Origin of the sequence: Ralstonia flaminis (assembly GCF_958415495.1) — a bacterium.
In the GTDB taxonomy this organism is placed as follows: Bacteria; Pseudomonadota; Gammaproteobacteria; order Burkholderiales; family Burkholderiaceae; genus Ralstonia; species Ralstonia flaminis.
The window spans coordinates 1-25102 of record NZ_CATZLL010000009.1 but is presented as its reverse complement, the minus strand read 5'-3'; the positions used below and the strand labels follow the sequence as shown (position 1 = coordinate 25102).

The following is a 25102-nucleotide window of genomic DNA, read 5'->3' as shown; positions in this document are numbered from 1 at the left end:
GTCTTACAGGGAAGCATGAGCAGAGAGCAGACACCTCAGCGACACGTGCAATCCGATTTGCATCTAGTTCTCAAAGATGGAACTCGGATAAAAATGCTATTTCTCAAGTCGTCTTGATGGCATGGTTGGTGATAAATTTAATAATTGGTTTGATAAATAAAAATGGTCGGTTGTGTGTCAAATGAAAATGAAAAAAATAAAGATCTACCCACCCGGGCGGGCGATAAAGGACTGGGTCGTTTCGATTGTGATTCAAATAAATTTACTTCGCGGTCCATGTTCTTGAAAAAAGTAATTTTGACTGCTGTATTGGCAACAGGGGTGCCTACCCTAGCAATCGGCTTCGACTTTGGATTCTTGGGAAGTGACTATAAAAAAGTCTCCGAGACCACATGTGCGACGAACGGTCGACTACTGAGTGGAGCCGAGCTAATTAAGACGGTTGATTCGGGATACGCATTATCAGTTCATACGCAAATTGATGCGGAACTGATAAAAATTACTGGCACCGGCCAACCGGGTTGGCGTTCTGTCTGGGAAAAGCCTGGATTCCAGCAGGTTGCGCAGGGGTTGTCGCAGTTAAATAATGGAAGCTATCTTTTGCTAGGGCGATCAGATTTTCCTGGGCAAGCGGAAGAAACATGGGGTGACTCGATTGAATCTCATAGTCTCACGAGGATCAGCTATCCATTAATTCTGCCATTCAATAAAGACGGGGGTCAGGGTGCTTACAGAATCCATAGTGCGCCGAAGGGTATTGGGCGGGCACATCTATCGCGCGCAATTCAAGTTGGTGACGGGGTGGTGTTCTTCGGTTTGAAGCGAGTTCCACTTTCCGAGGATAGGGGGGGGAACTACAGCCCGTGGATATTCAAGATAAATTCGGCCGGAGCGATGGTTTGGGAATATTTAATTCAGTCGGATGGTGATGAGCTGATTAAGGATGTCAACGAAGTTTACGGGAGTTTTTCGAAGCCGGTAGTTGATGGGGGCGGCAATATTATTGTCGCAACCCAGGTTGCTAGGTTGAGAGAGATAAAAGGGGTGGGTCGAAAAGGCAGTACCGAGTTGGCAGGTGAGAATCCTCGCCTATTAGTGGTTAAGTTAAATTCTGATGGAAATGAGATTGCTCGCTACAGAGACTACCAGTCCGGTGGCGGGATTCTCGCTTTGAATTCCAATGAGATCCACGTGTTCGCAAGTGCTGGTGTAGCAAATCAGTCGCGAGTTGTCCATGTCGTGCTATCGAGAGAATTGCGAGTGATCAGGGAAAGCGGCATCGCCATAGGCGATTTTTACCCTCGCGCTGTCGTTACCAACAGTCGATCAGGAGGATTTCATATGTTCGGTGTCGCGAAAGACGCTTGGGGTGGAGGAGGGAGCGCGACGCTCGTTTACGTGGATGCAAAGGGGGCGATAAAAAGTAAAACCTCTTTGGGTCGCGGAACTTGGCCTAGCGATATGGTAGAAGGCACTGAATTGGGTGAAGTTGCCGTTATCTACACTCGCTCAGAAAAAAATTCTGGAATATTTTTCTCTCGATATAAAGTTAGTGAGTGATAGTTAATGAATTAATCGCTTATTTGGTGGAAAATAAATAAATTAATATACATGGGGGTTATCGGTGACGGTTTCTATTGACGCTCAACTCGCTGCGGAGCTTACTCAGGATGCATATTCCACGGATAAGTACGGGAAGGTTTTTGCAAAATTACCCGGCACCTGGATGGAGGTTCAACGTTATGGGTACACAGCTGATTCGACTGGTGGTCCCCAAATTGAAAATGGCGGCGCTTTTCGTATCTTCGTGAATAACGATACGAAACAAATAGTTTTTGCATTCAAGGGGAGTACTTTTCATCGCGACGATGGTAGCTTTTTCTTGGATGATTGGATAAGCGATCTTGGAAACAATGGAAGCGCTGTTGTTGATCCAGTAGTGGATTTTGCGAATCTCCGTAAAAATGATCTTATGGGGCCGGGTGGTCCATATGAAGGGTATGATCTAACAGCTGTTGGTCATAGTCTCGGAGGTGCGGAGGCTCAAACATTCGCTCTTGCTAATACTTGCAATGCCTTTGTCTATGATTCTTTGCCGGTGTCATCCTCTTATTTGGAAAATCTAGCCAAGCAAAGAGGAAGTGATGTAAGAAATGTACTTTTTGATTATGCCGCCTCAGGCAAGCAAACGATCTCCACGTATCTTGACGGAGAGGTCGCAACATTTTGGTACAGCACTCTACAACACGCAGTCTATCTGGATCACAAGCCAACTATTATCCCAAGTGATTTTGGTGCGACGAGCGCAGGCTTGGGGGCTTGGGCAGCCACTATAGGAGGCCTGCCTTTTACCGGGTTGCTAACATTCATTGGCATTAAAGGTGTTGGACATATGCTGGGAAATCTAACCTCAGCTATGAAATATTTTCAAACAGATCCAAAGACAGGCCGAATAATTGTTCCAGGAAGTGCTCAGCCTTTGGAAGTCTCAACCTCGAGCGATCCAGGCTCAGGAAGTGCAGTTGCATCTGCGGACGGACGCGGGGCGTCCAATGTGTCTGTCATAGTGGATGGCAACATTGGAACAATCTCAGGTGGCAGTATTGCAGGGACATTGGTCGAGAATGCGGATGGTAGTATCTCTGATCAATGGCAAACAAATGGCCGTATCGGGATAGACAACTATAACGTAGATCATTCGTCTTCTGGCCGAGTGACCTACGCGAACGGTGGTTACGCTACCTACCTCGATGATGGTCAAGGTAATACAACCATCAATTACTACACCAAGAATGGAAATCTAATCAGCGCAAGCTGGGTGCATTCTGATGGTTCTTCTGGTACGCACACCGAGATCGAAAATGGTTTAACCAATGTTTCGGGCGTGGGAGTCTTCAATGGCAGAAATAGTCTTTACGAGACTCAAACGAACCCGGACGGCACTTACCAGATACGCACTGATGATGCAAACGATCACGGCACTACAACGGGGTATACCGCTCAAGGTAGTCAACTGTCGCAAAATCTTTGGCAGGGGTCCGGGGTAAATTACGATACGAGCAACAACACGGCCACCACGCTAAACGTTGGGCAGGGGGTGAGCGTTACGCAATACCGTGATGCTCAAGGCCGTCTTACTCGCGATGAATGGAGTGCCGCTGACGGCAGTTACGGTAGCGACACTTTTAATGCCAGCGGTGCAATCTCGGGCACGACTACCAATGCGGATGGAAGCTCCGATTCGTTTACTCTTTACCAGTCGCCGACCGGTGCAGCTGCCAGCTTCCAGCTCTCGCCGGGCAACTTCGTCACAACCGTCGGGTCACTGGATTTGACACGTGACCACTATCGCAGCGACGGAACACTTGAATCTGATCAATGGCAGCTTAGTGACGGCAGTAGCGGTAGTAGCAGCTTCACCAGCAATGGTGCCGGAAATGGAACATTTGTTCATGTCGACGGCACTACGAGTACTGTGACCCTCGATATGATGGGGAGCATTACTGTCGATAACTATGATGCTCAAGGTACCAAAACCACCCAGGATTGGTGGCACTCGGACGGTACCCATGGAGTAACAGAGTACTACAGCAACGGTAGCTACACGACGTATGCCTACTCAATTAACGGTACAGTTACCGTTAATGCATATGGGTCTGACGGTGTTAGCTCGGGTGAGCAACTGGCGCTAGCCGGCGGCGTTGTCAGCCTTGATGGCACTAATTTCGGAAAAATCGTCAATCCTGATGGTACTTATACGGTTTGCTATAACGACGCAAACGGTGATTCTCTGCTATTTCAGTTCAGTGCAGCCGGTTATTTGAATAAAACCGACCACGTCGCAAATAGCCGTTCCCCGGAGAATGATTTTTCGGGGCAACTGTCTAACGGCAGCACATGGACAAGTCCTTACAATCCAAATACGCCAGTAATTACTGCTGCGGATGGTGCGAAATATACAATTTATACCAATGCGGCAGGTGTGGAAACAGGCCAGGATTGGAAAAAATCGGATGGTAGCCACGGGACGGATATATTCAATGCCGATGGCTCCCGGAACGGAATTCAATACAATGGCGACGGAAGTTATTTCACCTATACGAACGATGGCAGGGGAAATCAAACGCAAAACTCGTTTGATGCGACGGGAAAAGCCACTGGTGATACATGGGTGGATTCTAACGGTTCCTTTGGGTCGGATACTTTTGGGGTAAATGGGGCAAGCTCGGGCATCGCAAAAAATGCAGACGGTAGTTACGCTACGTACACAGATGATGGCACCGGCAACAGAATCGAGCGCGACTACACTGCAGCCAATGTGATTGCGACGGATTGGTGGAGCAAGTCAGATGGTACTTACGGTGATGAGATCTTCAATTCCAGTGGACTGAAGATTGGGTTCGATACCTTCAATCTGAATGGATCTGGACACGGAGTTACCACGTCTGCCAACGGCAACGTTCAATACCGTTTTAGAGACGGTAGTGGGAGTGTCACGAAATACACCTATGGCGCTGCTGGCGCGCTTATTTCGGGCTCGTGGGCCGACGCAAATGGCGGATCGGGAGCAACCACGTTCAATGCCGATGGGTCGAGCAGCGGCTCATCCACAAATGCGGATGGCACCACCAGTGCATACACCGATGACGGCCAGGGTAACAAGGTTACCAAATACTATTCGTCATCCGGTGTGCTTACGGGAGATGCTTGGATCAAGTCTGACGGTACATCCGGCAGCGATACATTCGATAGCAATGGCAATGTGACCCAGGCTACGACGATCGCTGCGAATGGGAGCAAGACTGTTCAAACGAACGACGGCCTGGGAGACACGTCCACTACCCAGTACGACTCGGCAGGTAACAAGACTTCTGATGTTTGGCAGTCCGCAAATGGCTCCCATGGAAGCGATCAGTTGAACAACGGAGTGTGGACCGGCATTAGCTATGCGATGGATGGCAGCCATAGCGCAACGACGACGGACGCATCTGGCAACACTACGGCGCAGCAATTCAACAGCGCCGGTACGTTGACGGGTAGCTCCTGGTCCAATGTGGATGGAACGCATGGCAGCAGCACGTTCTCCGCAGATGGTTCGAGTGATAGCTTGGTGTACAACCGTGACGGTAGTCACAGCGAGACCACGGCGGATGCCAGTGGCAATACCGTAACGAACTACTATTCCCCCACGGGGCAGCTGCTTTACGATACCTGGCGGCATGCGGATGGTACGTCAGGCCGCGATAACTTCACGAGCGCACAAAGCGACGTGGCTGCCAATTTTCAGAAAGATGGCGTGTTTGCGATCGCGTCTTCCGATAAGTCGGGGTCCACTTACGTCAACGTCTATAACGGCGCTCATACGTTGCTATACACCATTCGCGAGGACCAGACTACCGGGAGCGATGGGGGTTATGGTGGTGGCTACGGCGGGGGATATGGTGGAGACTACGGAGGTGGGTACGGTGGTAGCTATCCCTCCCCGACGGGAGCCGTCCAGACCACCCAGGGTGCAGGCGGCATTCAAGAGGTACAGGGGTTTAGTGTTGCGGGCGGATCGGTTTCCAACGATGAAAGATTGGTTGACGGTAGCTACTTCAATCGTCAATGGGCTGGCACTAACGAATCGGTGCTGAACGGCCTGACTGTTACATCGACTTCAAGGACTTACGATATCCCTTCAGCCCAGGGAGCGTTTTCCTCACCCGCATCTCGGTTTGGGCAGATCATACCGATTGGCGGTGGATTTGAGATCCAGACGCAAAACGGTCTCATCGTCTACGACGACGGTACGGGGACCGTGCAGTATATGGGGCAAGCTTGGGGCTACTCTCCCGCGCGGGTGTCCAGCTTGGCTGGTGCCGTCAACTACGCCAGTAACACCTATCAAGAGACGGACACGTACGCAGGTGGCGGATTCAGAAAGTTCACGACACTTAACGGTGTGATCGTTTCCGACACATGGTCGGATGGTCACGGGAACAGCGGAACCTATACGTACACTCCTCTCACAGGAGATCCTTTCCGCGCAGGTGCGGTTATCACGCGAACGGGGACGAATGCTGCAGGCTATTCGTTCACAGCAGTGCAGGGCGCGCCTACTGTTTACCGCAATCCGGATGGCTCGATAGCTGAGATCAGTCAGACCAACTCCAGCGTGCTGCATGATCAGAACGGTAGCGCAAACTCCGCTTCCGTAATTTCCTCCGGTCCGTACGCTCCGATCACGGGCTTTCAGACGGTAGCCGTAGATCAGTTCGGGGACAGTATCTCAACGAGCTATCGCTATGGTTCCGACGGCAATCCGTCCAACCAGATTGCCCACTCCTCTTGGGTGACGCAGGACGGTGCTACGGTTACGGCAGACTTTAATCTCGCCACCGGTGAGGGTACTGAGACGATCAACTACGTAGACGGGTCCCATACTCTCGTTACCAATGATGCCAATGGCGGTTATATCGCGCGTAACTACGATGCAAGCGGGACGCTGGTCAGTGATCAATGGCAGGATGGGCAAGGCGGCAGCGGATTCGATTCGATTCAGTCAACCGGCATCGTAAATTCCACGGCCACCTACCATCTGGCTCAAGGCGTCACCGAGTCCACCTCAACCATCACTCAGGTGGATAGTTCGTATGTGCGAACTTGGACTAAGACGGACGGTTCGCGTGGCACTGATGTCCACAACGCGGACGGCACTGGCTCCGGCACAGCTCAATTCACCAATGGAACATCGAGCGCCTACACCAGCACTGCTCAGGGGGGCGTCACGACGCTCATCTACGACGCGAGTGGCAACCAGGTTAGCTATGCGGTAGCCAACGTTGATGGCTCCGGAAATTGGCTGCAGACCACCTACGACCTCACCGGTCTCAAGTTGAGCGACCAGTGGACGCATTCCGATGGCGTAACGGGTTCTGATGTCTTCAACGCGGATGGTTCCGTCGAAACCAAGACATCGCAGACCGATGCTACGGGTATCACCACAACCACGGATACTGTTGCTCAACCGGACGGCTCGTTCCAACGCACCTGGAGCAAATCAGATGGTTCAAGTGGGACTGATGTCCGCAACGCCGATGGCTCGATGAGCGGCACCAGTGACTCGCCAGCAGACGGCCATGGTAGTTACACAGACGATGGCCACGGCAATGTCGTTCATACCATTGCTGCAACTGCCGATGATCAGACAGTGGTTGGTGCCACCGTCGGTGTGAATGTGCTGCAGGCAGATGCTGCATACAACAACGTTACTCTGCGTGGTGGTCAGGGCAACGACACGTTTGCTATGAATGCTGTTGCGGGGTCTTGGGACACCGCTGTACTTGGTGATGGCAACAACACCGTATATGGCCAAGATGGAGACGATGAAGTTGATCTAGGTGCAGGCAACAACACCGTCAACCTCGGAAATGGCGGTAACTACATTACCTCCACGCAGAGCCAGGGTGCTGGTAACGGCAATAACGCGATCTATCTGGGCGACGGTCAAAACGCGGTGTGGTTGGGGGATGGCAACAACATTCTAGGGGTGGGCACTGGGCGCAATTGGATCAATGTCGGCAATGGCGACAACACGCTGTACGCGGGTCATGGGGCAGCGAACAACACGATCCAGTTTGGTGGTGGCTCAAATACTGTGACGGTTGGAGATGGAGCAAATACCATCAATGGCGGCAACGGCAAAGACACGATTTGGGGTGGTAACGGCAACAATCAGATCACCGTCGGCGACGGAGACGACACCATTGGGTTAGGTAGCGGAAACAATGTTGTGACCACTGGCAACGGAGCAAGCAGCGTTTCCGTTGGTGACGGCACTAACCAGATTCGTCTGGGCGGTGGTTCGAATGTTGTCAATGCTGGCGCGGGAGCCAATATCATCCGCGGTGGGAATGGCAACAACGCTGCCTACGTTGGCAATGGAAACAATGACATTGCATTTGGCAGCGGCAACAACACCGTTGGATTGGGCACGGGCAACAATAGTGTCACTCTCTATGGTGGTTCCAATACCGTCTACGTAGGCCAAGGAACCGGCAACAACCGCATATATGTTGGCGATGGCACAAATGTGGTGACGGTGGCGGATGGTGCCAACTACATCAACGTTGGCAGTGGCACTGACCATCTGTACGGTGGCAATGGCGACAACACCTTGTGGCTCAACAACGGTGTCTACACAGTCAACCTCGGGAGCGGTTCCAACAACATCCATGCCTGGGACGGTGATAGCGCGGTGTACGTTGGCAACGGCAACAACCAGATTACCCTGGGCCGTGGCAACGACGTAGTCAATGCGGGCAATGGCAGCAATACTTTGACGACTGGTGACGGCAACAGCAACATCTGGATGGGCACGGGCAACAACACCATCCAGGCTGGCAACGGCAACAACACCATCGGTGTGGGTAGCGCTGACGGCAGTACCAATGCGATCCAGGTTGGCGATGGCAACAACGCCATCGCAGTAGCCGCCGGCACCAACGACATTCGTGTCGGCAACGGGACGGACACGGTGCAAACCGGGAATGGCGTCAACACGATCCATCTTGGTGCTGGTCAGGTCACGCTCACCAACTATGGTGGGCAGGACACGGTCAACTTCGCATCGACGGTGCAGGACGACCAACTCTGGTTTGCTCAGGATGGCAACGACCTGCTGGTTACCGTGGATGGGACGTCGTCAAACCTGCGATTGACCGACTGGTTCAATGGTGCAACGCATGCGACCTTGGTTGCAGGTGACGGGCACCAGTTGATCGACAGCCAGGTGAACTCGCTCGTGCAGGCGATGGCGCAGTTTGCACCGCCCGCAGTGGGGCAGACGACGCTGCCGCAACCGCAGCAGGACAACCTGATGCCCGTCATTGCTGCTAGCTGGCGCTAAGTGGTGAAAATGCTCGGCCGCTCCTTCGTGGGGTGGTCGAGCATTCCACCCTATGGTTTATTCCGTTGCTGACGCAGGATGTCGTTGCAAAGGAAAAAATACATGAAGCGCTGCAACCGGCGAGTTCGGTTGCAAGCAGCTTGCTGGGGAGGTTTGTGATCTACGCGTAGCGGGCTGGCTCTGTGCCGCTACGCATCTCGTTTCCCTTGATGGTCGACCGGCCAGGCTTCGCTGCACAGGTCGGCTGGCCTGTCATCGCCTTCGCTCCGATTTTTGACCCGATATACGCGCCAAGCCATTCGCTTGCGTTCGGGTGAGACGTACATGACTCAAACCTCTATTCACCCCGCATCCGCAACTCAGGATGGCGGTGCGTCCCCTGACATCGACACGGCGCTGGCGTGTGTCCTGATCATGGCCAGTCTGCACGGCGTTGCGGCGGACGAGGCTCAACTACGCCACGAGTTTGGACATCGTCGATTCGATACGCAAACTCTGCTGCTCGCGGCCAAGCAACTGGGCCTGAGCGCCAAGCTGGTCAGGCAGTCTGCTGATCGACTTGACCGTGCGCCGCTGCCCGCGATTGGAATCGACCAAGCAGGCCAGTACTTCATCATTGGCAAGTACGACGCGGCAGGAGACTCTCCGCGTGTGCTGATCCAACGCCCAGGCACTCCTCCCAGCGTCCTCGCGCTCCAGGACTTTCTTGCCACATGGAGCGGCGAGCTGATCCTGTGCACCAGTAAGGCCAGCTTTGCCGGTGACATGGCCAAGTTCGATTTCACCTGGTTCGTGCCGGCGGTCGTCAAATACCGCAAGCTGCTCGGCGAGGTTCTTCTGGTCTCGCTCACGCTGCAGATCATTGGTCTCGTCACACCCATGTTCTTCCAGGTGGTGATGGACAAGGTGTTGGTCAATCACGCCATGAAGACGTTGAACGTGATTGCCATCGGCTTGATCTGCGCGATCTGCTTTGAAGTCACGCTCACCAGCATCCGCACCTGGGTGTTTGCCCATACCAGTAGCAAGATCGACGTCGAGCTGGGCGCGCGCCTGTTTCGTCATCTGTTGAGTTTGCCGCTGGCCTACTTCCAGGCGCGCCGCGTCGGCGACTCAGTAGCTCGCGTGCGAGAGTTGGAGAACATCCGCAGCTTCCTGACCGGCAATGCCATGACGGTCGTGCTGGATCTGCTGTTCTCCTTCATCTTCCTGGCGGTGATGCTGTGGTACAGCGCCTGGCTCACGCTGATCGTGGTGATCTCGATTCCGCTGTACATCGCGCTGTCGGCCATCTTCACGCCCATCATCCGCGCGCGACTGAATGTCAAGTTCAACCGGAACTCCGAGAATCAGTCCTTCCTGGTCGAGACCATCAGTGGCATCGATACCGTCAAGGCGATGGCAGTGGAGCCTCGCTGGACCCAGAAGTGGGATCAGCAACTCGCCGCCTATGTGACGGCAGGCCTTGCCGTCACCAACGTGGTGACGATCGCTAGCGGTGGCGTGACCCTTGTCAGCAAACTGGTGACGGCCGGCATCATGTGGTGGGGCGCAAGTCTCGTTATCGACCACAAGATGTCAGTGGGCGAACTGGTGGCGTTCAACATGCTCGCTGGTCAGGTTTCATCACCGATTCTGCGTCTCGCACAGCTCTGGAACGACTTCCAGCAGGTCGGCATCTCGATGAGCCGCCTGGGCGACATCCTGAACGCTCGTACCGAAGTCGTCGGCCAGAAGTCGCGTCTGCCTAAGCTCGCCGGCGCCATCGGCTTTGATCAGGTGGCGTTTCGTTACCGGCCAGACGCGCCGGACGTGATTCGCGGGATCTCCCTGGCGATCGCGCCTGGCGAGGTGATCGGCATCGTCGGTCGATCCGGCTCGGGCAAGAGCACGCTGACCAAGCTCGTGCAGCGCCTGTATGTGCCAGAACGTGGCCGGGTCCTGATCGATGGCCAGGATATCGCCATCATCGATACCGCTTCGCTGCGCCAGCAGATTGGCGTGGTGCTGCAGGAAAACACCCTCTTCAGCCGCTCGATTCGCGACAACATTGCATTGACCAATCCGGCCGCTCCGCTGGAGGTGATCATCGAAGCGGCGAAGCTGGCTGGTGCGCATGACTTCATCTGCGAGCTGCCGGAAGGCTACGACACCGTCGTCGGCGAGCACGGTACGGGCCTGTCTGGCGGGCAGCGCCAACGTATCGCCATCGCACGCGCGTTGATCACCAACCCTCGAATCCTGATCTTCGACGAGGCGACCAGTGCGCTGGACTACGAGTCAGAGAAGATCATTCAGGACAACATGCGCCGCATTTGCCAAGGGCGCACCGTGTTGATCATTGCGCACCGCCTGTCAGCTGTGCGCGAAGCCAATCGCATTATCGTGATGGAGCGCGGCCAGATCGCCGAATTGGGTAGCCACGCGGAACTGCTCAAGAACCCGCAGGGCATCTATACCCACCTCTACAACCTCCAGCAGGGAGGTACGGTATGAGCCTGCGCCATCGCACACAAGCGTGGGGCGATCTGTGGCGGCGCTACGGTGCCGCCTTCCGCCACGCTTGGCAGCATCGTCATGCCATCACGATGCCGAAGTTCATGCCGCATGAAGCGGAGTTCTTGCCCTCGGCGCTCTCGCTGCAGGCACAACCCGTCTCGCCGGTTGGACGCTGGGTGGCTCGGGTGCTGATGCTGCTGATCCTGGTGCTGCTGGTGTGGTCTATCGTGGGCAAGATCGACATCATCGTGAACGCGCAGGGCAAGATCGTGCCGTCGGGGCGGACCAAGACGATCGCCTCGGTGGAAATCGCCAGCGTGCATGCCCTCCACGTCCAGGAGGGGCAGGCGGTGAAAGCCGGCGACCTGCTGGTCGAACTCGACGCCCGCGCGAGCGACAGCGAACGCGACAAGGCCGTCGGCGATGCGCAACTGGCACGTCTGCAGGCTGCACGTTCCCGTGCGCTGCTGGACGCCATTGACCGCGCAAGGGCTCCGGTCTTGCCACCGGTGGACGAGGTACCCATCGAACGCTGGCGCGAGGCGCAGCAATACCTGCAAGACCAATGGCGCGACTACACGGCCAAGCTCACACGGCTGGACGGTGAGATTCGCCGCTATGGGGAGGCACTCCCGTTGGCAGCCCAACGGGCGCGGGATTACGCCGACCTCGCTGGCAGTCACGATGTTTCGCGCCACGCCTATCTAGAAAAGGAACAGGCGCGCGTGGATCTTGAGGGCCAACTCGTCGACGCCCGCAACCAGAAGGCCGCACTGACGGCAGAGACCCGCCGTGTTGCGCAGGACACTCTGAACGACGCCAAGAAGGTGCTGGGGCAGTCTTCCGAGGATGCCAAGCGTGCAAGCGTGCACAGCGAACTGCTCAAACTGGTGGCGCCCGTGGATGGCACTGTGCAGCAGTTGACCGTTCACACGGTTGGTGGCGTCGTGCCGGCCGCGCAACCGCTGATGCAGATCGTGCCGCAGCAGAGTGTGGTGGAGGTCGAGGCCTTCATGGAGAACAAGGACGTCGGCTTTGTCCAGGAAGGGCAGGAAGCCCAGGTCAAGATCGACACGTTTGAATACACCAAGTACGGCACGGTGCCAGCGCACGTCACTCACGTATCGCGTGACGCGATCGAGGATGAAAAGAAGGGCCTGATCTACTCAGTCAAGGTCGCACTCGACAAGAACACACTGGACGTCGATGGCAGGCAAGTCGCGCTGACTCCTGGTATGAGCGCGACGGTGGATATCAAGACTGGAACGCGGCGCGTGATCGAGTATGTGCTCTCGCCGCTGATCCAGCATGGACAGGAAAGCTTGCATGAGCGGTAAGGTGGGAGAACGCGCAACCAAAGCGCTGTTGTACGGAGTCGCCTGCGGGTTCGCGTTGTTGTACGGAAGTGCGGCATCGGCATGGAGTTGGCCGGCACGTCTTGACGACCCGCTCTACGCGCGCCCTCCGGTACTGGATCGTGGAGCAGTACTGCCAGGCGATGGACAGCCCATCGGGTGTCCATTAGGCGCGGCGGTGGACCATCCGCTCACGCTGAGTGAAACGGTTGATCTAGCGCTGTGCAACAACCCGCAGATCAAGGCGGCATGGGCGGCGATCAAGATTCAGGCGGGCGCAGTCGGCGAGGCGCGAGCCGCCTACTTGCCGACAATGACATCGACGCTGTCGCAGTTGCATACGCGCAATGAGTTTCCCGGGCATCCGGAGGCCAACAACTCAACGGATGGGCATACCCTATACGCCGGATTGAACTGGCGCATCTTCGATTTCGGTACCCGGGCAGCAAATCGTGAGGCAGCCAACGCATTGCTGGTCGCTGCCATGACAGCTCACGATGCCGCGTTGCAGAAGACGCTCGCCAGCGTAGTCGGCGCCTATTTCGATGTGTTGACGTCGCATGCCGCAGTCTCGGCGAGGGCGGAAGCGACCAAGCTGGCGCAAGACACGGTGGACGCAACCGAACGGCGAGAGAAGAGAGGTGCCGCTGGCCAGGGCGACACACTACAGGCGCGTACAGCGCTGGCCAAGGCGCAGCTTGCCGAACAGCGGGTTCGTGCGGACGACAACAAGGCCGTCGCCGTGCTGGTCTACGCGGTTGGGCTGAAACCGGGCGCCCGTGTTCAACTGGCTGAGATGCCCGATGGAGCATCCACCGAGGTGGTAGGTGATCTCCAGGGCTGGCTGGATGAAGCCATGACGCGACATCCGGCCATCGCGGCGGCAAGAGCTCAACTGGATGCTGCGCGGGCCAAAGTGCGCCAGGTTCGCGATGAAGGTCTGCCAACCATCGACTTGACCGGCAACGTGTACCAGAACGGCTACCCGAATCAGGGGCTGCAAGGGACGCGATCGACGGTCACGACAGTCGGTGTCACGCTGACGATCCCGTTGTTTGAGGGCTTTGCGCGGACGTACAAGGTCCAAGGTGCTGCTGCGCAGGCGGAGCAAAGCGCGGCGCAGTACGAGGATACCGAGCACCAGATCCTGTCGGATGTGATTAAGACGCACGCGGATGCGGTGTCGGCACTCAGCAATCTGGAGGCATCGGACACGCTGCTGAAGTCCGCGCGAGCGGCGCTTATGTCATCGGAGCGGCGATATGCGCGAGGAGCGGCAGACATCCTAGAACTGCTGTCGACTCAATCCGCGCTGTCGGATGCGCTGCAGGAGCGTGTTAGGTGCGTCTCGGAATGGCGCTCAGCACGCCTGCGCTTGATGGCGACTGCAGGTGTACTGGGACGGGCGAGCATCGAGTAGGTAAGCTCGAGTAACGTGCGTACCAACAGCTCGCGGTATGCACCAATCGGACGCGGGTCAAATTGAATGAACAGATTGCCGTTTGCGATACAGCTAGCTGTGGCATCACTGGTCTTGCTAGGTATCCTCATCGTTATCGGCATCGATTGGCGATGGGCCTCAGTGACCATGGCGATTGTGTTCGTTGTTGCTTTAGTTTTACCCCGGGAAATAGCCACACCATCTCCCCGCTCGCTACGAGAGGGAAACGGATCGTCGGACAGCCCTCTATTTGGTCGGGGTGAAGAGGATGATCCTGTGACACGCAGCGACAAGCGAATTGTGTCGGCAATCAGCTGCGCCCTCGCAGCAGCAACCTTACTTTGGGCAAGCGAGCATCTGGCTTACGAGGCGGTATACGCCTATCAATTGGCGCAGGCCGAACAAACATGGCCCAAAACAGACGCCGTCATTGTCCATTCGCATGTTGAGGAATCACGTGGAAATTCAATGCGCTGGGCGCCAGTATGGGACTACAGCTATACCGTCAATCAGGAGCGTCACGTCGCGCGCAGCACAGATCTCGCCAGTGGCTCCGCTCAAGCATGGTATGAGACTCGCGAGCAGGCTGAGGATGCCGCGGATGATAGACCGAATGGTTCGCGCAGCGTTGTCTACTACGATCCGAGCGACCCCAGTCATTCTGCTCTGGATCGGCCCGATCCCGCTTGGAGGTGGGAGGGCATCACTGTGGCAGCTTCTTTCTTGTTGTTGGGCGTGCTGCTAGCCGTGATGGGGCTGCGAGAGTTCAGGATGAGTAAAAATCAGACTACATAGGACGCTCCGGATTTGATGCCGGCTATCGGCCAGGAACTGACATTCCTGCATGCTCCTGCAGCGCAAGCGGCCAAATTTCCCGATGCTGAAACTAATTCAGGGACGTGGCCGCATGGACTATGCGTCCTGACCGGCTCTTCGCCCCAAACCATGGAGAGGATACGTGTTGGCGGCCTTTGGGTTTCTCCTGCTCTGTCTGTGTTACCTCAGCCCGTTCATGCTCCCGCCACTCGTGTTGGGCTGGGGCCGGCGGCTTGAGGTGAGCTTCTGGATGTTCGTTGCCGCATCCCTCGTCCTGAGAGTTGCTGCTTGGTACGACGCGTGTCAGATTGACGCAAAGACCTACCCAAACGATATATCGCTTGGGTCTTGGTATTCGATCCTGCTTGTTGGGTGGTTCGGCCTAGGATTGGGGCTGGCACTGAGAATCGTGATCGTGTTTTTCCTTCCATACTTCGGTTATCACGACAAGGATGAGGACGAGTACGGGAGTCTTGAGCGCTTCAAGAAATGGATCGTCGGCACGAAGCCGGCCCAACTCTCTTTCGCATCGAAAGTTCTCCTGCTGTGGCCGCTTGCAGCGGGTGCGATCAGCCTGCTGCTGACACAAAGGCGAGATGATGACTTGCGATACGTCTTCAGTTTGTTTCACTCATCGACCGACATGGTGGCGGCGATCCTGATCGGGATTGCACTAGGCATTGCTTTCTGCAATGCGCCGATCAGATGGGCCTTGTTCAGTGCGCTGCCGGCCGTGCTGTTCCAGTTCTATTTCTTCTGGATGGACCAGAATTATGTAGGTGCGCCAACGTGGAGTTCGATAGCGACCCACCTGGGAACACTCCTTGTCCTCATACTCGTGCCGGCCTATGTGACGGGACTGCTGCGTTGCAGGCAACAAACTCACTTGGTGAGTCATTAATCCTAAGCGCATCAACGATGAAATCACGGCTCCTATTTCCAATACTGCTGTATGTCTGGAAAGCGGCGATTGCCGCAACTAGCTACCCCAACACGGAAGCCATGACGGAAGACATGGTCGACAAACAGTCCGCATGGTATCGAGCTTGCATGGCAGCGGAGGGCGCTGTTCCGCCGGCCTCGGACCTTCCTTCCGTTACACAGCGACAGTCTGCTACTGCCTGCGTCCCGGACGACCTGTACTACGACACAAAACATCGTCCTTATCGTACCGAAGCTGACTGGGCTCAGGTGAGAGCCTGCGCCTTCGCTCAAGACGACGTAGGCGTGTTGATGATGCTGTATGCAAATGGCTTCGGCGTAAAAAGAAGTTCAGCGACTGCAGTACGTCTTGCCTGCCTTCTCGGTGGGGCGCCTGCAGAGGAGCAGTCGCGGGTTGTCCACCTTTCCATGATGGATGGCAAAGACGTCGGGTCAGAGTTCGATATTTGCGACGACGCCACAAGTGGGTTCATGGCCGGCTATTGCACGCATATTGAAGACCGACAGCGCACTCAGAAGCGAACCAAAGTCCTCGCGCATTTCGCGCATAAGTTGAATAGGCGAGAGCTAAGCGCATTCGAGCAGTTGCAGACGGCGTTATCAGCGTTTGCTCAGCGGCGCGGCGATAGCGAGACCGACATGACAGGGACGGCCCGTGCTGCCCTTGCTATTCAAGCTAGCGCCGATGAATACGACGCTTTTATGAGTCTTCTTGGAAAGGTTGAGGTCGGTGGGCTACAGCGGGGCGACGGAGCTAAAGTCAAAGACCTGAACCGGCAGATGAGCCAGGCGTTGCACGACGTCATGTCGATCAAGGGAATGCAAGCGGACTCTCCAGACAGGATCGGATATACGACGATCACGAGGGCCGATGTCGTTGAAGCGCAGCGCGCCTGGCTGCAGTACAGGGATGCATGGATTCACTTCATTGGGACCCAAAGGCCCCCGCATATAGACCCTGATTCCCTTACCAGCTACCTAACAACCCGGCGAGTAGAGCAGCTTCGCACCCTACGTGAACAAGCGCAGTAGGGCCCGGTCACTTTTGGAGTGAAATTGGTCCTCCAGGCCCCGGGGTACTCGATGGCCCTACCCGACCGCTTTCGGCCAAGAGCGGTCATCGACACCGATAGAGAGTGTGTGGAACTTATGAAGGTAAGGCAGCGGAAGGTTGAACGTGCGCTCGCAATGCTTAGCGGAATCCTATACATCGTTTGCTTGGCTACGCCCGCATATCATCCCGCAATAGGTTATGCCGAAGCCGGAGTTTATTACGGCTGGGCAGCTCTATTGCTTGGGCCTATTGGACTCTTCGCCGGTCACTTTTCATGGTTGGCGAATCCAATACTATGGAGTTCGTGGATTGCACTTCGGAAGGGTCATTTTTATGCTGCTTTTACCACTGCTGCTGTTGCGATAGCGGTGGCTCTCACGTTCCTTGCCGGAAAGACAATTGCAGTGGGAGACTCGGGCGAATTCCCATACGAAGTGCGCTTCGGGTACTACGTTTGGCTCGCCAGCATTGCGCTTGCAGGAGCCGTCGCAGTGAGCCACATTGTCCGGAGAGACATCGAGAAAGCAGCGGCCGTAGCCACTCGGCGGAACTGAGACCTCAGACTACGCCGACGATGACCAGAGCTCCCTTGTTACTGACTGCTTCGCTACTAGCATGCGGTGGCGTCGCTCATGCAAGTACCGATTGCGGCAATCCTGTTACTTCGGCCGATGTCGCGGCATGTGCTGACCGAGAAAATTTGGTAACTGAGCAAAAGTTGGGCGCTGTCTATTCGCAAGTTCTCATGGGCCCGAGGAAGGTCGACAAGGCATACGGTCACTCATACCCCAATCGCCCGCCGTTGCACGCAGCCGAAAGCTTCGCGGCAGCACAACGCGCATGGCTGAACTTTCGTCGCCAGTCGTGTCATGTCGAGGAGCTTGTTGTTCGCAATAGCAACCCGAGTAGGGGCGACCAACCAGCTATTGCAGTCGCCGCTTGCGAGAGCAGGTTATCGTCCGCGCGAGTGGCCGAGCTGGAAAGCTTAGTCACCACGTACGACATGTCCGCCAGCAAGGACTACCGCCAGTAGCGGCGAACAGATAGGCGCAGTCGCTCTCCTGGCGCCAGTGCGGACAGACTGGTGGCTCGCGCCCGTAACGGCCTGGCGCTGTGTGCACTACATAAGTGTTCCGGGCCGACCTAGACTGAAACACGCTCGCAACGCTGAGCCCCCTCGTGATGGAGGGTCGACAAGTCTGGGTGGGGAAAGCAAGAATCCACGGATGTGTGCTTTGTGGAGCGCTTTATGCCGGTGCGCCGGATCCCCAAGAACTACCTCTTTGTCACTGGACGCCACCCCTCCCCGTTGGCGGATGAGGTCATCGAATTCGAGTCGATTCTGGAGAAGGAGTACATGCTCCTGCTCGACTCAGATCCTCAAGTGGAATCGTACGCATGTCAGCCGGTCAAAATTCCGCTGTCTCGCGGCCGAGTTTATGTTCCAGATCTGCTAGTGACCTACCACTGTTCTCCGTCGGGCAATCGGCGGTCGCCGGAACTGGTGGAAATCAAGAAGCGGGAATACCTGGATCGGCACGCTGAGACCTATCGCGAGAAGTTTGCAGCGGCAACTGTCTTTGCCGAAGAACGAGGCTGGGTTTTCGTTACCCGGACAGAGATCGACATCAGGACACAGCACGTTCAAAACCTGAAGTTTCTGCATCGGTATCGCCATACGCCCGCGGACCCGGTCGCAGTGGAGCGCTTGCTTGCTGCGATGCGCCGGCTGGATAGTCCAACGACCCCCGAGACGCTACTTGGCAGTTTGGCGGACACCTTAGAGTTGCGCGCCGGGCTGATTCCCGTGCTTTGGCATCTTGTTGCTCACGGCGAAATCCAAGCGGATCTACAGATTCCGTTGACGGATAGCACGCAGCTATTTCTACCGAGCTAGCCATGGCAAGCAAGCCGTTAGGAAAGACGCCGACTCTTCTGCCGATTAAGAAGGGCAGCAGCTACAGTCACGATGGGCGTGCATACACAATTCTCCGCTACGCCGCCTTGGACCAGGTTCTCGCACGCGAGGAGGCGTCGGGACAGATTGTCATTTTGAACATAGGGTCGCTCAAGCCTCCGTTCAGAGGCAGTGATGGCTCACCCGAGCCACAGGGCCAGATCGACCTCGAAGACGTATCGGATGACGACTGGGAAGTCGCGCAAAGCCGCCTAGACATCATTAGTCCTCTGCTTGCTCTCCGGCGGAATCGAAAAAAAGCGGACTACGTCGCCGTGGCAGCCAACGCAGACGTGAGTGTCCCGACGCTCTATAACTGGCTGCGGACCTACCTTGGGTCTGAACAGCTGTCTTCGCTGATACCGACGCGCAAGGGCGGTGGCCGCGGGCGCAGTCGCCTCGCGCCGGAAGTGAAGCTGATCTTGGACAACTACGTTCAAGAGCACTATCTGACCATGCAAAAGCCGTCAGTAGCGAAGGCTGCCAGGGAAATTCGCCGCCTGTGCTATGTCGCGGAACTTGAGCCTCTTCCGGCCGTGTCGACGATCCACCGGCATCTAAGTTGGTTGGATGAGCAAGAAGCGCTTAAGCGTCGGGAGGGGCGCCGCGCTGCCGAGCAACGATTCAGCGTGAACAAGGGATCCATTCCTGACGCCGAATGGCCGCTTGCCATGGTTCAGGTCGATCACACTTTGCTGCCCGTCATCATCGTGGACGAGACGCACCGCAAGTCGATCGGCCGGGCCTGGATCACCTTGGCAATCGATGTGTTCAGCCGCGCCTGTTTGGGCATGTACTTGTCTCTGGATCCACCTTCAGCGATGTCCGCGGGCATGTGCATCTCGCACGCCATGTTGGACAAGGGCGAATGGATGGCGCGGCTGGGATGCGGCGATATTGAGTGGCCTTTCCGCGGCCCCATCGACGTTCTCCATATGGACAATGCCAAGGAGTTCAGAGGCAAGATGCTGGCCGTCGCTGCGCGGGAGTACCACATCGACATTCACCTCCGGCCAGTCAAGCAGCCTCGCTATGGTGCACATATCGAGCGGCTCATGGGCACCGTATCGGAGGAACTGAAAGAGCTCAAAGGGGCAACCTTCGCGAATCCTCAGCAGAAAGGAGAGTACGACGCTGAGGGTAATGCCTGCATGACCATCGACGAGCTGGAGAAATGGCTTGTCCTGATGTTTGCTCGATATCACCGAGACGTTCACGCTGGCATTGGCACGACGCCACTGACCAAATGGACCGAAGGCATTCTTGGCACAAGGGGAAAGATGGGCCGTGGAATCCCGCCGCTAGTCACCGATCCCGAGAAGGTCCGCATCGACTTCATGCCTTTTGAGGAGCGAACGATCCGAGGTGATGGGGTTGTCAACGACAACATCCACTACTTCCACGATGTCTTGCGACCGTGGATTGGGGAACGCGATCCTGACAATCCGAGGAAAGGTAAGCAGTTCCGGTTTCGCTATGACCCGCGTGACATGAGCGTGTTGTACTTCTTCGATACCGATCTCAAACGTTATCAGGCGATTCCCTACCGAGATTCGAGCTTGCCGCCGGCAAGCATCTGGGAGATACGTGCAGCCAACAATGCGGCGAAGGCCGCAGGCATGAAGGAATACAGCGAGCGGGATTTGTTTGCGCTGATCGCGCGGCAGCGCGAACTCGAAGAGGCCGCCGCGGCACAGACCAAGGCGGCGCGTCGTGCTGAACAGCAACGCAAGCAGCAGGAAAAAGCTCGCGCGCAGAAATCCAAGGACTTGCCACGGGCCTCGAAGATCGAGCCGTCCAGACTTGCGCCAGCAGTCCGTGGGTACGACCCAGACGACATTCAGGCACTGAGCGACGATGAATAGCACGACAGCTGAGTACGACCACCTCAGCCCAAAAGCACAGGAGTATCTGGACCTGCCAACCAAGGATCGGATTCGGAAGATTCAGGAAGGCACGTGGTTACAGCTTGACCATGCGACGACCACGCTTCAGAAGCTGGAGGACCTGCTCGACTATCCAAAGGTAACGCGGATGCCGAGCTACCTGATTGTGGGTCCGTCATATAGCGGCAAGACATCCATTCTTGAGCGGTTCCGCAATGAGCACCTTCCAGACTTGGACCCTGAGCATGAGGTGACCCGGTGTCCGGTGGTGATGGTCGACGCACCACCCAAGCCCGACCTGTCCGACTTCTACAGTCGGATCATGGATAGTCTGATGACGCCATATAAACCGACGGCCCCAGTCTATGAAAAGTACTCGCAGGTCAAGCGTCTCTTTGGTGAGATGGATGTGCGCATCCTCATCATCGATGAAATCCACCATCTGATTGCCGGCGGCCTGACCAAGCAACGCGAGTTTCGCAACGCGATCAAGAGCCTCAGCAATGAGGCGAAGGTCAGTATCGTCGCCTCAGGGATCGAAGAGGCATACAACGCGTTCAATGCCGATCCGCAGATGTCGAGCCGATTCGTCCCGATCGAGATGCCCAGTTGGACTCCTGGCCGGCAGCTAGGGACGTTGCTGAAGACGCTAGAGCGTCGGACGCCGCTGCGCAAGCCATCGGGGCTGCATTATCCCGAGATGATGCAGGCGATCTATATGAAGAGCGAATCCACTCTCGGTGACATCTTCGATCTCGTGAAAACGGCGGCTGTTGATGCCATCCGTTCTGGCGACGAAGTGATTACCGAAAAGCAGCTCGAAGCGTTGGACTGGGTGCCACCCTCCAAGCGCAAAACGTACAGGCGAAGGCCGTGAAAACGTGGTCATGTGCCAAGACGCCGCTCTGGCCAGTTCGATACAAGCCTATGCCTGATGAACTGTTGTCGAGCTGGATCGTGCGGTTGGCACATGGCCATGGAATGAGAGCGAAGTCGTTCTGCAATCTCGCGCTTGGAGCGAAGACCCGGGTGATGACGGTGGATGTAGATCGGTTCAGCCCAGAGTGGCTTCTGGCATCCCTGGCTTTCCACACGGGGACACGCCTGGAAGTCGTTCGTCAGACCACGCTGCGCGCTTATGAAGGAATGCTGTACCCCCAGTTCCACACCGCGGGCTGTCTGCCGTGGGTGATCTCCGTCAAGCTGCCACGGAATGCTCGACTCGGTCCAGGCCTCCAGTTTTGCCCGTATTGTCTGAGGGACGATCCGGTACCTTACTTTCGTCTCCATTGGCGCGTCGCGCTGCTGACCTTCTGCGAACGGCACCACTGTTTGCTACTCGATCGGTGCCCGAACTGCGGGGCCTGCTTGTTCATTCAGAGGGTAGATACGGACTTACGTCGTACTGAGAGCGATGGCATCTGCCATTGCCACAACTGCGATTGCGATCTCCGGCATGCGGATGCGACGCGAATCGATGATCGGGGAAGTGGTCTGCTGCCTCAGCTACAGCGGCTGACGCATAATCTCCAAGTCTCGTGCATGCCGTATCTACCAAACCTGATGGAGCGTCTGCACGCTATGGCAGTGACCTTGCTATCGGGCAAGGTCAAGCCGCGCCTGTGTGATTGCCTGGCTTGTCGCTTCGGCTACCCAGAGCTGGAGATTGAACTGGCTAGAAAGCCGGCGCTGGAACTACAGCCTGTACTCACTCGGCACGCGGTATTGCTATGGTCGCTCTGGCTTCTTCAGCACGATTCTGAAGCGCACTCGATACCGCCCAAGCCCATTGCGCCTCTGCATCATCAGTTCATCAAAGACATCCTGAAGCAGTACCGATGCGAGGCAGGTTTGCCGACGCGTCGTGATTCACCAGTCGGAGCATCAGCAGAGATGCGTGCCTTATCACTGCAGGTACGCGATGGCCGCGTGGTTGAGCTGCATTGAGAGCCAGGACCGCAGCTCGTCGGGAGTGTTTGCCAGTGTGTGCTCCAAAGCCACTACGTGATAGGCGGTACCGTTCTGCACGGAGATGAATGCCCCCGTCGCTGCCTGGATCGCGCGTTGTATCGCTTCGTCACTCGTGTTCTCCAGCGGGACTGCAAACGATATGGGTGGACTGGCTTCGTGAACCATGAACAACGTGGATGCGTCCTTCGACGAGACCGCGAAGGCGGCTACACGCTTGAGCCGGTGCTCGTCTTCAGGAACCAACAGGTGCTCGTTCAGTACCCCATCTTCGTCCGCGATCAGTGGCATAGGAATGGACCACCCGTCGTCACGGCTCGCCGTTAGCACTCGCACGGAAGCGTTATGCAGCGTGGATAGTGCTTTGACTGCGTGACCCAAGAATGCCGGTGGGTCGGGAACTTCGTCGTCGCCTTCGACGATCTGTGCTTCTCGAATGCGTTTTGTGGAGCCGGGCTCGCCAATCGCATGCTCACTGATTGGTTCACCGGGCGCGGCGCTGGCGCGGGGTTTTTTTCCGGCTATGGTTCGGTCAGCGAAGACGTATTTGTTTTCCAGGTCGGTGAATCGCCGATTGCCGCGCACGGGCATCGTAGCCGGAGCGAGCTGCGACGAAGGGTCGTGCTCCTCCAGACTGATCTGGGCGGGCTCCTTGGTTTTCCGGGCTGTGGGCGGCGCTTCCTGCGGCGGAGCATCGGGCGCCATGCTGGTAGTGCGAGCTTTTTTGCCACCCGTCACATGAAACCGCAGTGACTTGAAGGGGAACGGGTGCGAGCAGCTCAGCAGTTGATAGACGAGGAACGTTCCTTTGGGATCATTGCCTCGCGACAGCCACTTCCCGGCGGCTCGCAGTGTTGTCGTTCCTTCGAACGGAAATAGGGTCTGCGGATAAATCTCTTGGCGAGCCTGGGCGGCTCGTACGCAGGAGGCACCAATCATTTTGGCCGCGCGCCATGCCAGCCGACTGCCGGCGATTCTTGCAACATCCTCGGCGCTTGCGCGCGGAATGCGGTCGGCAAGTTGGAGCGTCATCCGGTTGTGCCGATCTATTGCCGGCGCCCCCGTGTAAAGATGCCCTCTATCGAGTTGGGGATGGAACAGCCTGTTGAGGAGTTCGCTGGACGAGCCGAAGTAGAAACGGATCAACTCCATGCAGGGCACGACAAGGAGCTTCCCGTCTGGCAACGTGACTCGAACACAATAGGAATGCGTATTCTCGCGGTGCCCAACATGCTCCTGGAGCGGCAGCATAAAGCTGCCATCCTCAAAGCTCGATCCAGCCTTTACTAGCTCACTGGTGTTCTGGCTGATCTCCAGATTCTCGCAATGCAGTTCTTCGTCAGCGGCACGGGATTCCAAGCCCTGTTCGCGCCACACGTCGCCGATACGCAGGAGCATTGTGGTTCCGACCGAAACCCAGCATCGAGTCTGCTGCCTTTCGGTTTCGCGGAGCGAGAGAAGCGATAAGCGACTGCTGCCTTCAGGGCACTTGTCCTTGGACAAGGAAACCAGAACGGACGGATGGCGCCGTCGCACCATGCGATCGGGGAAGGCGATGGGGCCGAACCAATCCACGCGCCAACGGCCTTCCCTTTTTGGAAACGCGTTTATGCGGAACATGTGATCCTGATCTGATCGTCAAACCATCGCCAGGCAACGGGGATCGGTCTGGCCGCGGCCGAGCGCCGATGACGACTTTCTGGTTGTTGCTTACGCCCGGCTATGACGGAAGTACAGATACACCAGTCCGATCGGCGCAATAAAGATCGCGAAAGCCCAGCAAATCAGCATCGTGCTGAACTTGGCAAACAGCATCACGACTGCGTTCACGAAGAAGACGTTGTTGCCGAGGATGAAGTTCATCACGCCTTCGTACACGAACCGGGCATATGGATAGAGCGCGGTGCTGACTAGGGAAAATAGGATGAGCTGGTAGGGAATCGGCTTTCCAGCGTTGCTAGCAAAGAAGAATAAGAATGCGGGGAAGATCAGCCCGAATAGAAAGTGCCGGAAGTAGTAGGGACGAGAGAGGCCACCAAATGTTTTGGCAAACAGTGTATTCATAAGTCAGTTGTTCGAAGTCGGTGAGCGCTGGCGCGCGAGCCCCGAAGAGACTTGGCATTACTCACTAATGCGAATGAAACGGCGGTAAATTAATCCGCTGTACCCCTCTCACGAAGGGCAGTTCATTGTAAGCACCCGGTGAACCCGTCTTGAAGGGGACCCGCGTAGCAAGGAGCATCGTGTCCATCTAGTTCTAGGTGGACACGTGGACACTATCGAAGAGAGCGCGC

15 protein-coding genes are annotated in these 25102 nt (G+C 56.3%); 13 read left to right on the top strand and 2 right to left on the bottom strand.

Features of this window, described 5'->3' with window-relative positions; genetic code table 11:
• Window positions 1-174 precede the first annotated feature (174 nt).
• From R2N11_RS14885 to R2N11_RS14825, 13 genes are all read left to right on the top strand, one after another.
• Complete coding sequence (locus R2N11_RS14885) at window positions 175-1560, top strand: hypothetical protein (protein WP_316681567.1); 1386 nt, start codon at window positions 175-177, stop codon at window positions 1558-1560.
• 64 nt (window positions 1561-1624) lie between these two features.
• Entirely contained in the window at window positions 1625-8890 is a 7266-nt protein-coding gene (locus R2N11_RS14880; protein WP_316681566.1) for a beta strand repeat-containing protein, read from the top strand.
• Between the two features lie 324 nt (window positions 8891-9214).
• Window positions 9215-11386, top strand: coding sequence for a type I secretion system permease/ATPase (locus R2N11_RS14875; RefSeq protein ID WP_316681565.1), 2172 nt, complete (start codon window positions 9215-9217; stop codon window positions 11384-11386).
• Complete coding sequence (locus R2N11_RS14870) at window positions 11383-12726, top strand: HlyD family type I secretion periplasmic adaptor subunit (protein WP_316681564.1); 1344 nt, start codon at window positions 11383-11385, stop codon at window positions 12724-12726. Before R2N11_RS14875 ends, R2N11_RS14870 begins: the two co-directional genes overlap by 4 nt.
• On the top strand, window positions 12716-14164 hold the full coding sequence (locus R2N11_RS14865; protein ID WP_430715447.1) for a TolC family protein: 1449 nt from the start codon (window positions 12716-12718) through the stop codon (window positions 14162-14164). Before R2N11_RS14870 ends, R2N11_RS14865 begins: the two co-directional genes overlap by 11 nt.
• 66 nt (window positions 14165-14230) lie before the next feature.
• Window positions 14231-14980, top strand: coding sequence for a DUF3592 domain-containing protein (locus R2N11_RS14860; RefSeq protein ID WP_316681562.1), 750 nt, complete (start codon window positions 14231-14233; stop codon window positions 14978-14980).
• 271 nt (window positions 14981-15251) lie between these two features.
• On the top strand, window positions 15252-15902 hold the full coding sequence (locus R2N11_RS14855) for a hypothetical protein (RefSeq protein ID WP_316681561.1): 651 nt from the start codon (window positions 15252-15254) through the stop codon (window positions 15900-15902).
• A 17-nt stretch (window positions 15903-15919) separates the two neighbouring features.
• Window positions 15920-16975 carry a hypothetical protein gene (locus tag R2N11_RS14850; protein WP_316681560.1) on the top strand — a complete coding sequence of 352 codons (1056 nt, stop codon included), beginning with the start codon at window positions 15920-15922 and terminating at the stop codon, window positions 16973-16975.
• A gap of 296 nt (window positions 16976-17271) precedes the next feature.
• Complete coding sequence (locus R2N11_RS14845) at window positions 17272-18030, top strand: lysozyme inhibitor LprI family protein (protein ID WP_316681559.1); 759 nt, start codon at window positions 17272-17274, stop codon at window positions 18028-18030.
• Between the two features lie 216 nt (window positions 18031-18246).
• The gene (locus R2N11_RS14840; protein WP_316681558.1) at window positions 18247-18894 is read left to right on the top strand and encodes a TnsA endonuclease N-terminal domain-containing protein; all 648 of its coding nucleotides are present in this window, start codon (window positions 18247-18249) and stop codon (window positions 18892-18894) included.
• A 2-nt stretch (window positions 18895-18896) separates the two neighbouring features.
• The gene (locus R2N11_RS14835) at window positions 18897-20819 is read left to right on the top strand and encodes a Mu transposase C-terminal domain-containing protein (protein WP_316681557.1); all 1923 of its coding nucleotides are present in this window, start codon (window positions 18897-18899) and stop codon (window positions 20817-20819) included.
• Window positions 20812-21717: a TniB family NTP-binding protein gene (locus R2N11_RS14830; protein WP_316681556.1), complete on the top strand. Its 906-nt coding sequence runs from the start codon at window positions 20812-20814 to the stop codon at window positions 21715-21717. Before R2N11_RS14835 ends, R2N11_RS14830 begins: the two co-directional genes overlap by 8 nt.
• Complete coding sequence (locus R2N11_RS14825) at window positions 21714-22787, top strand: TniQ family protein (RefSeq protein ID WP_316681555.1); 1074 nt, start codon at window positions 21714-21716, stop codon at window positions 22785-22787. Before R2N11_RS14830 ends, R2N11_RS14825 begins: the two co-directional genes overlap by 4 nt.
• On the opposite strand, the gene R2N11_RS14820 is transcribed toward R2N11_RS14825, so the two are convergent.
• On the bottom strand, window positions 22746-24428 hold the full coding sequence (locus R2N11_RS14820; protein ID WP_316681554.1) for a hypothetical protein: 1683 nt from the start codon (window positions 24426-24428) through the stop codon (window positions 22746-22748). The genes R2N11_RS14825 and R2N11_RS14820 overlap by 42 nt on opposite strands.
• Before the next feature lie 90 nt (window positions 24429-24518).
• Window positions 24519-24872, bottom strand: coding sequence for a hypothetical protein (locus tag R2N11_RS14815; protein WP_316681553.1), 354 nt, complete (start codon window positions 24870-24872; stop codon window positions 24519-24521).
• Window positions 24873-25102: the final 230 nt, after the last annotated feature.

What these genes read in the sequence shown, in the direction of transcription:
- R2N11_RS14875 (WP_316681565.1), top strand. Translation starts at nt 9,215, where the DNA reads ATGACTCAAACCTCTATTCACCCCGCATCCGCAACTCAGGATGGCGGT.
- R2N11_RS14870 (WP_316681564.1), top strand. Translation starts at nt 11,383, where the DNA reads ATGAGCCTGCGCCATCGCACACAAGCGTGGGGCGATCTGTGGCGGCGC.
- R2N11_RS14865 (WP_430715447.1), top strand. Translation starts at nt 12,716, where the DNA reads ATGAGCGGTAAGGTGGGAGAACGCGCAACCAAAGCGCTGTTGTACGGA.
- R2N11_RS14860 (WP_316681562.1), top strand. Translation starts at nt 14,231, where the DNA reads ATGAACAGATTGCCGTTTGCGATACAGCTAGCTGTGGCATCACTGGTC.
- R2N11_RS14855 (WP_316681561.1), top strand. Translation starts at nt 15,252, where the DNA reads ATGTTCGTTGCCGCATCCCTCGTCCTGAGAGTTGCTGCTTGGTACGAC.
- R2N11_RS14850 (WP_316681560.1), top strand. Translation starts at nt 15,920, where the DNA reads ATGAAATCACGGCTCCTATTTCCAATACTGCTGTATGTCTGGAAAGCG.
- R2N11_RS14845 (WP_316681559.1), top strand. Translation starts at nt 17,272, where the DNA reads ATGGTTGGCGAATCCAATACTATGGAGTTCGTGGATTGCACTTCGGAA.
- R2N11_RS14840 (WP_316681558.1), top strand. Translation starts at nt 18,247, where the DNA reads ATGCCGGTGCGCCGGATCCCCAAGAACTACCTCTTTGTCACTGGACGC.
- R2N11_RS14835 (WP_316681557.1), top strand. Translation starts at nt 18,897, where the DNA reads ATGGCAAGCAAGCCGTTAGGAAAGACGCCGACTCTTCTGCCGATTAAG.
- R2N11_RS14830 (WP_316681556.1), top strand. Translation starts at nt 20,812, where the DNA reads ATGAATAGCACGACAGCTGAGTACGACCACCTCAGCCCAAAAGCACAG.
- R2N11_RS14820 (WP_316681554.1), bottom strand. Translation starts at nt 24,428, where the DNA reads ATGTTCCGCATAAACGCGTTTCCAAAAAGGGAAGGCCGTTGGCGCGTG.
- R2N11_RS14815 (WP_316681553.1), bottom strand. Translation starts at nt 24,872, where the DNA reads ATGAATACACTGTTTGCCAAAACATTTGGTGGCCTCTCTCGTCCCTAC.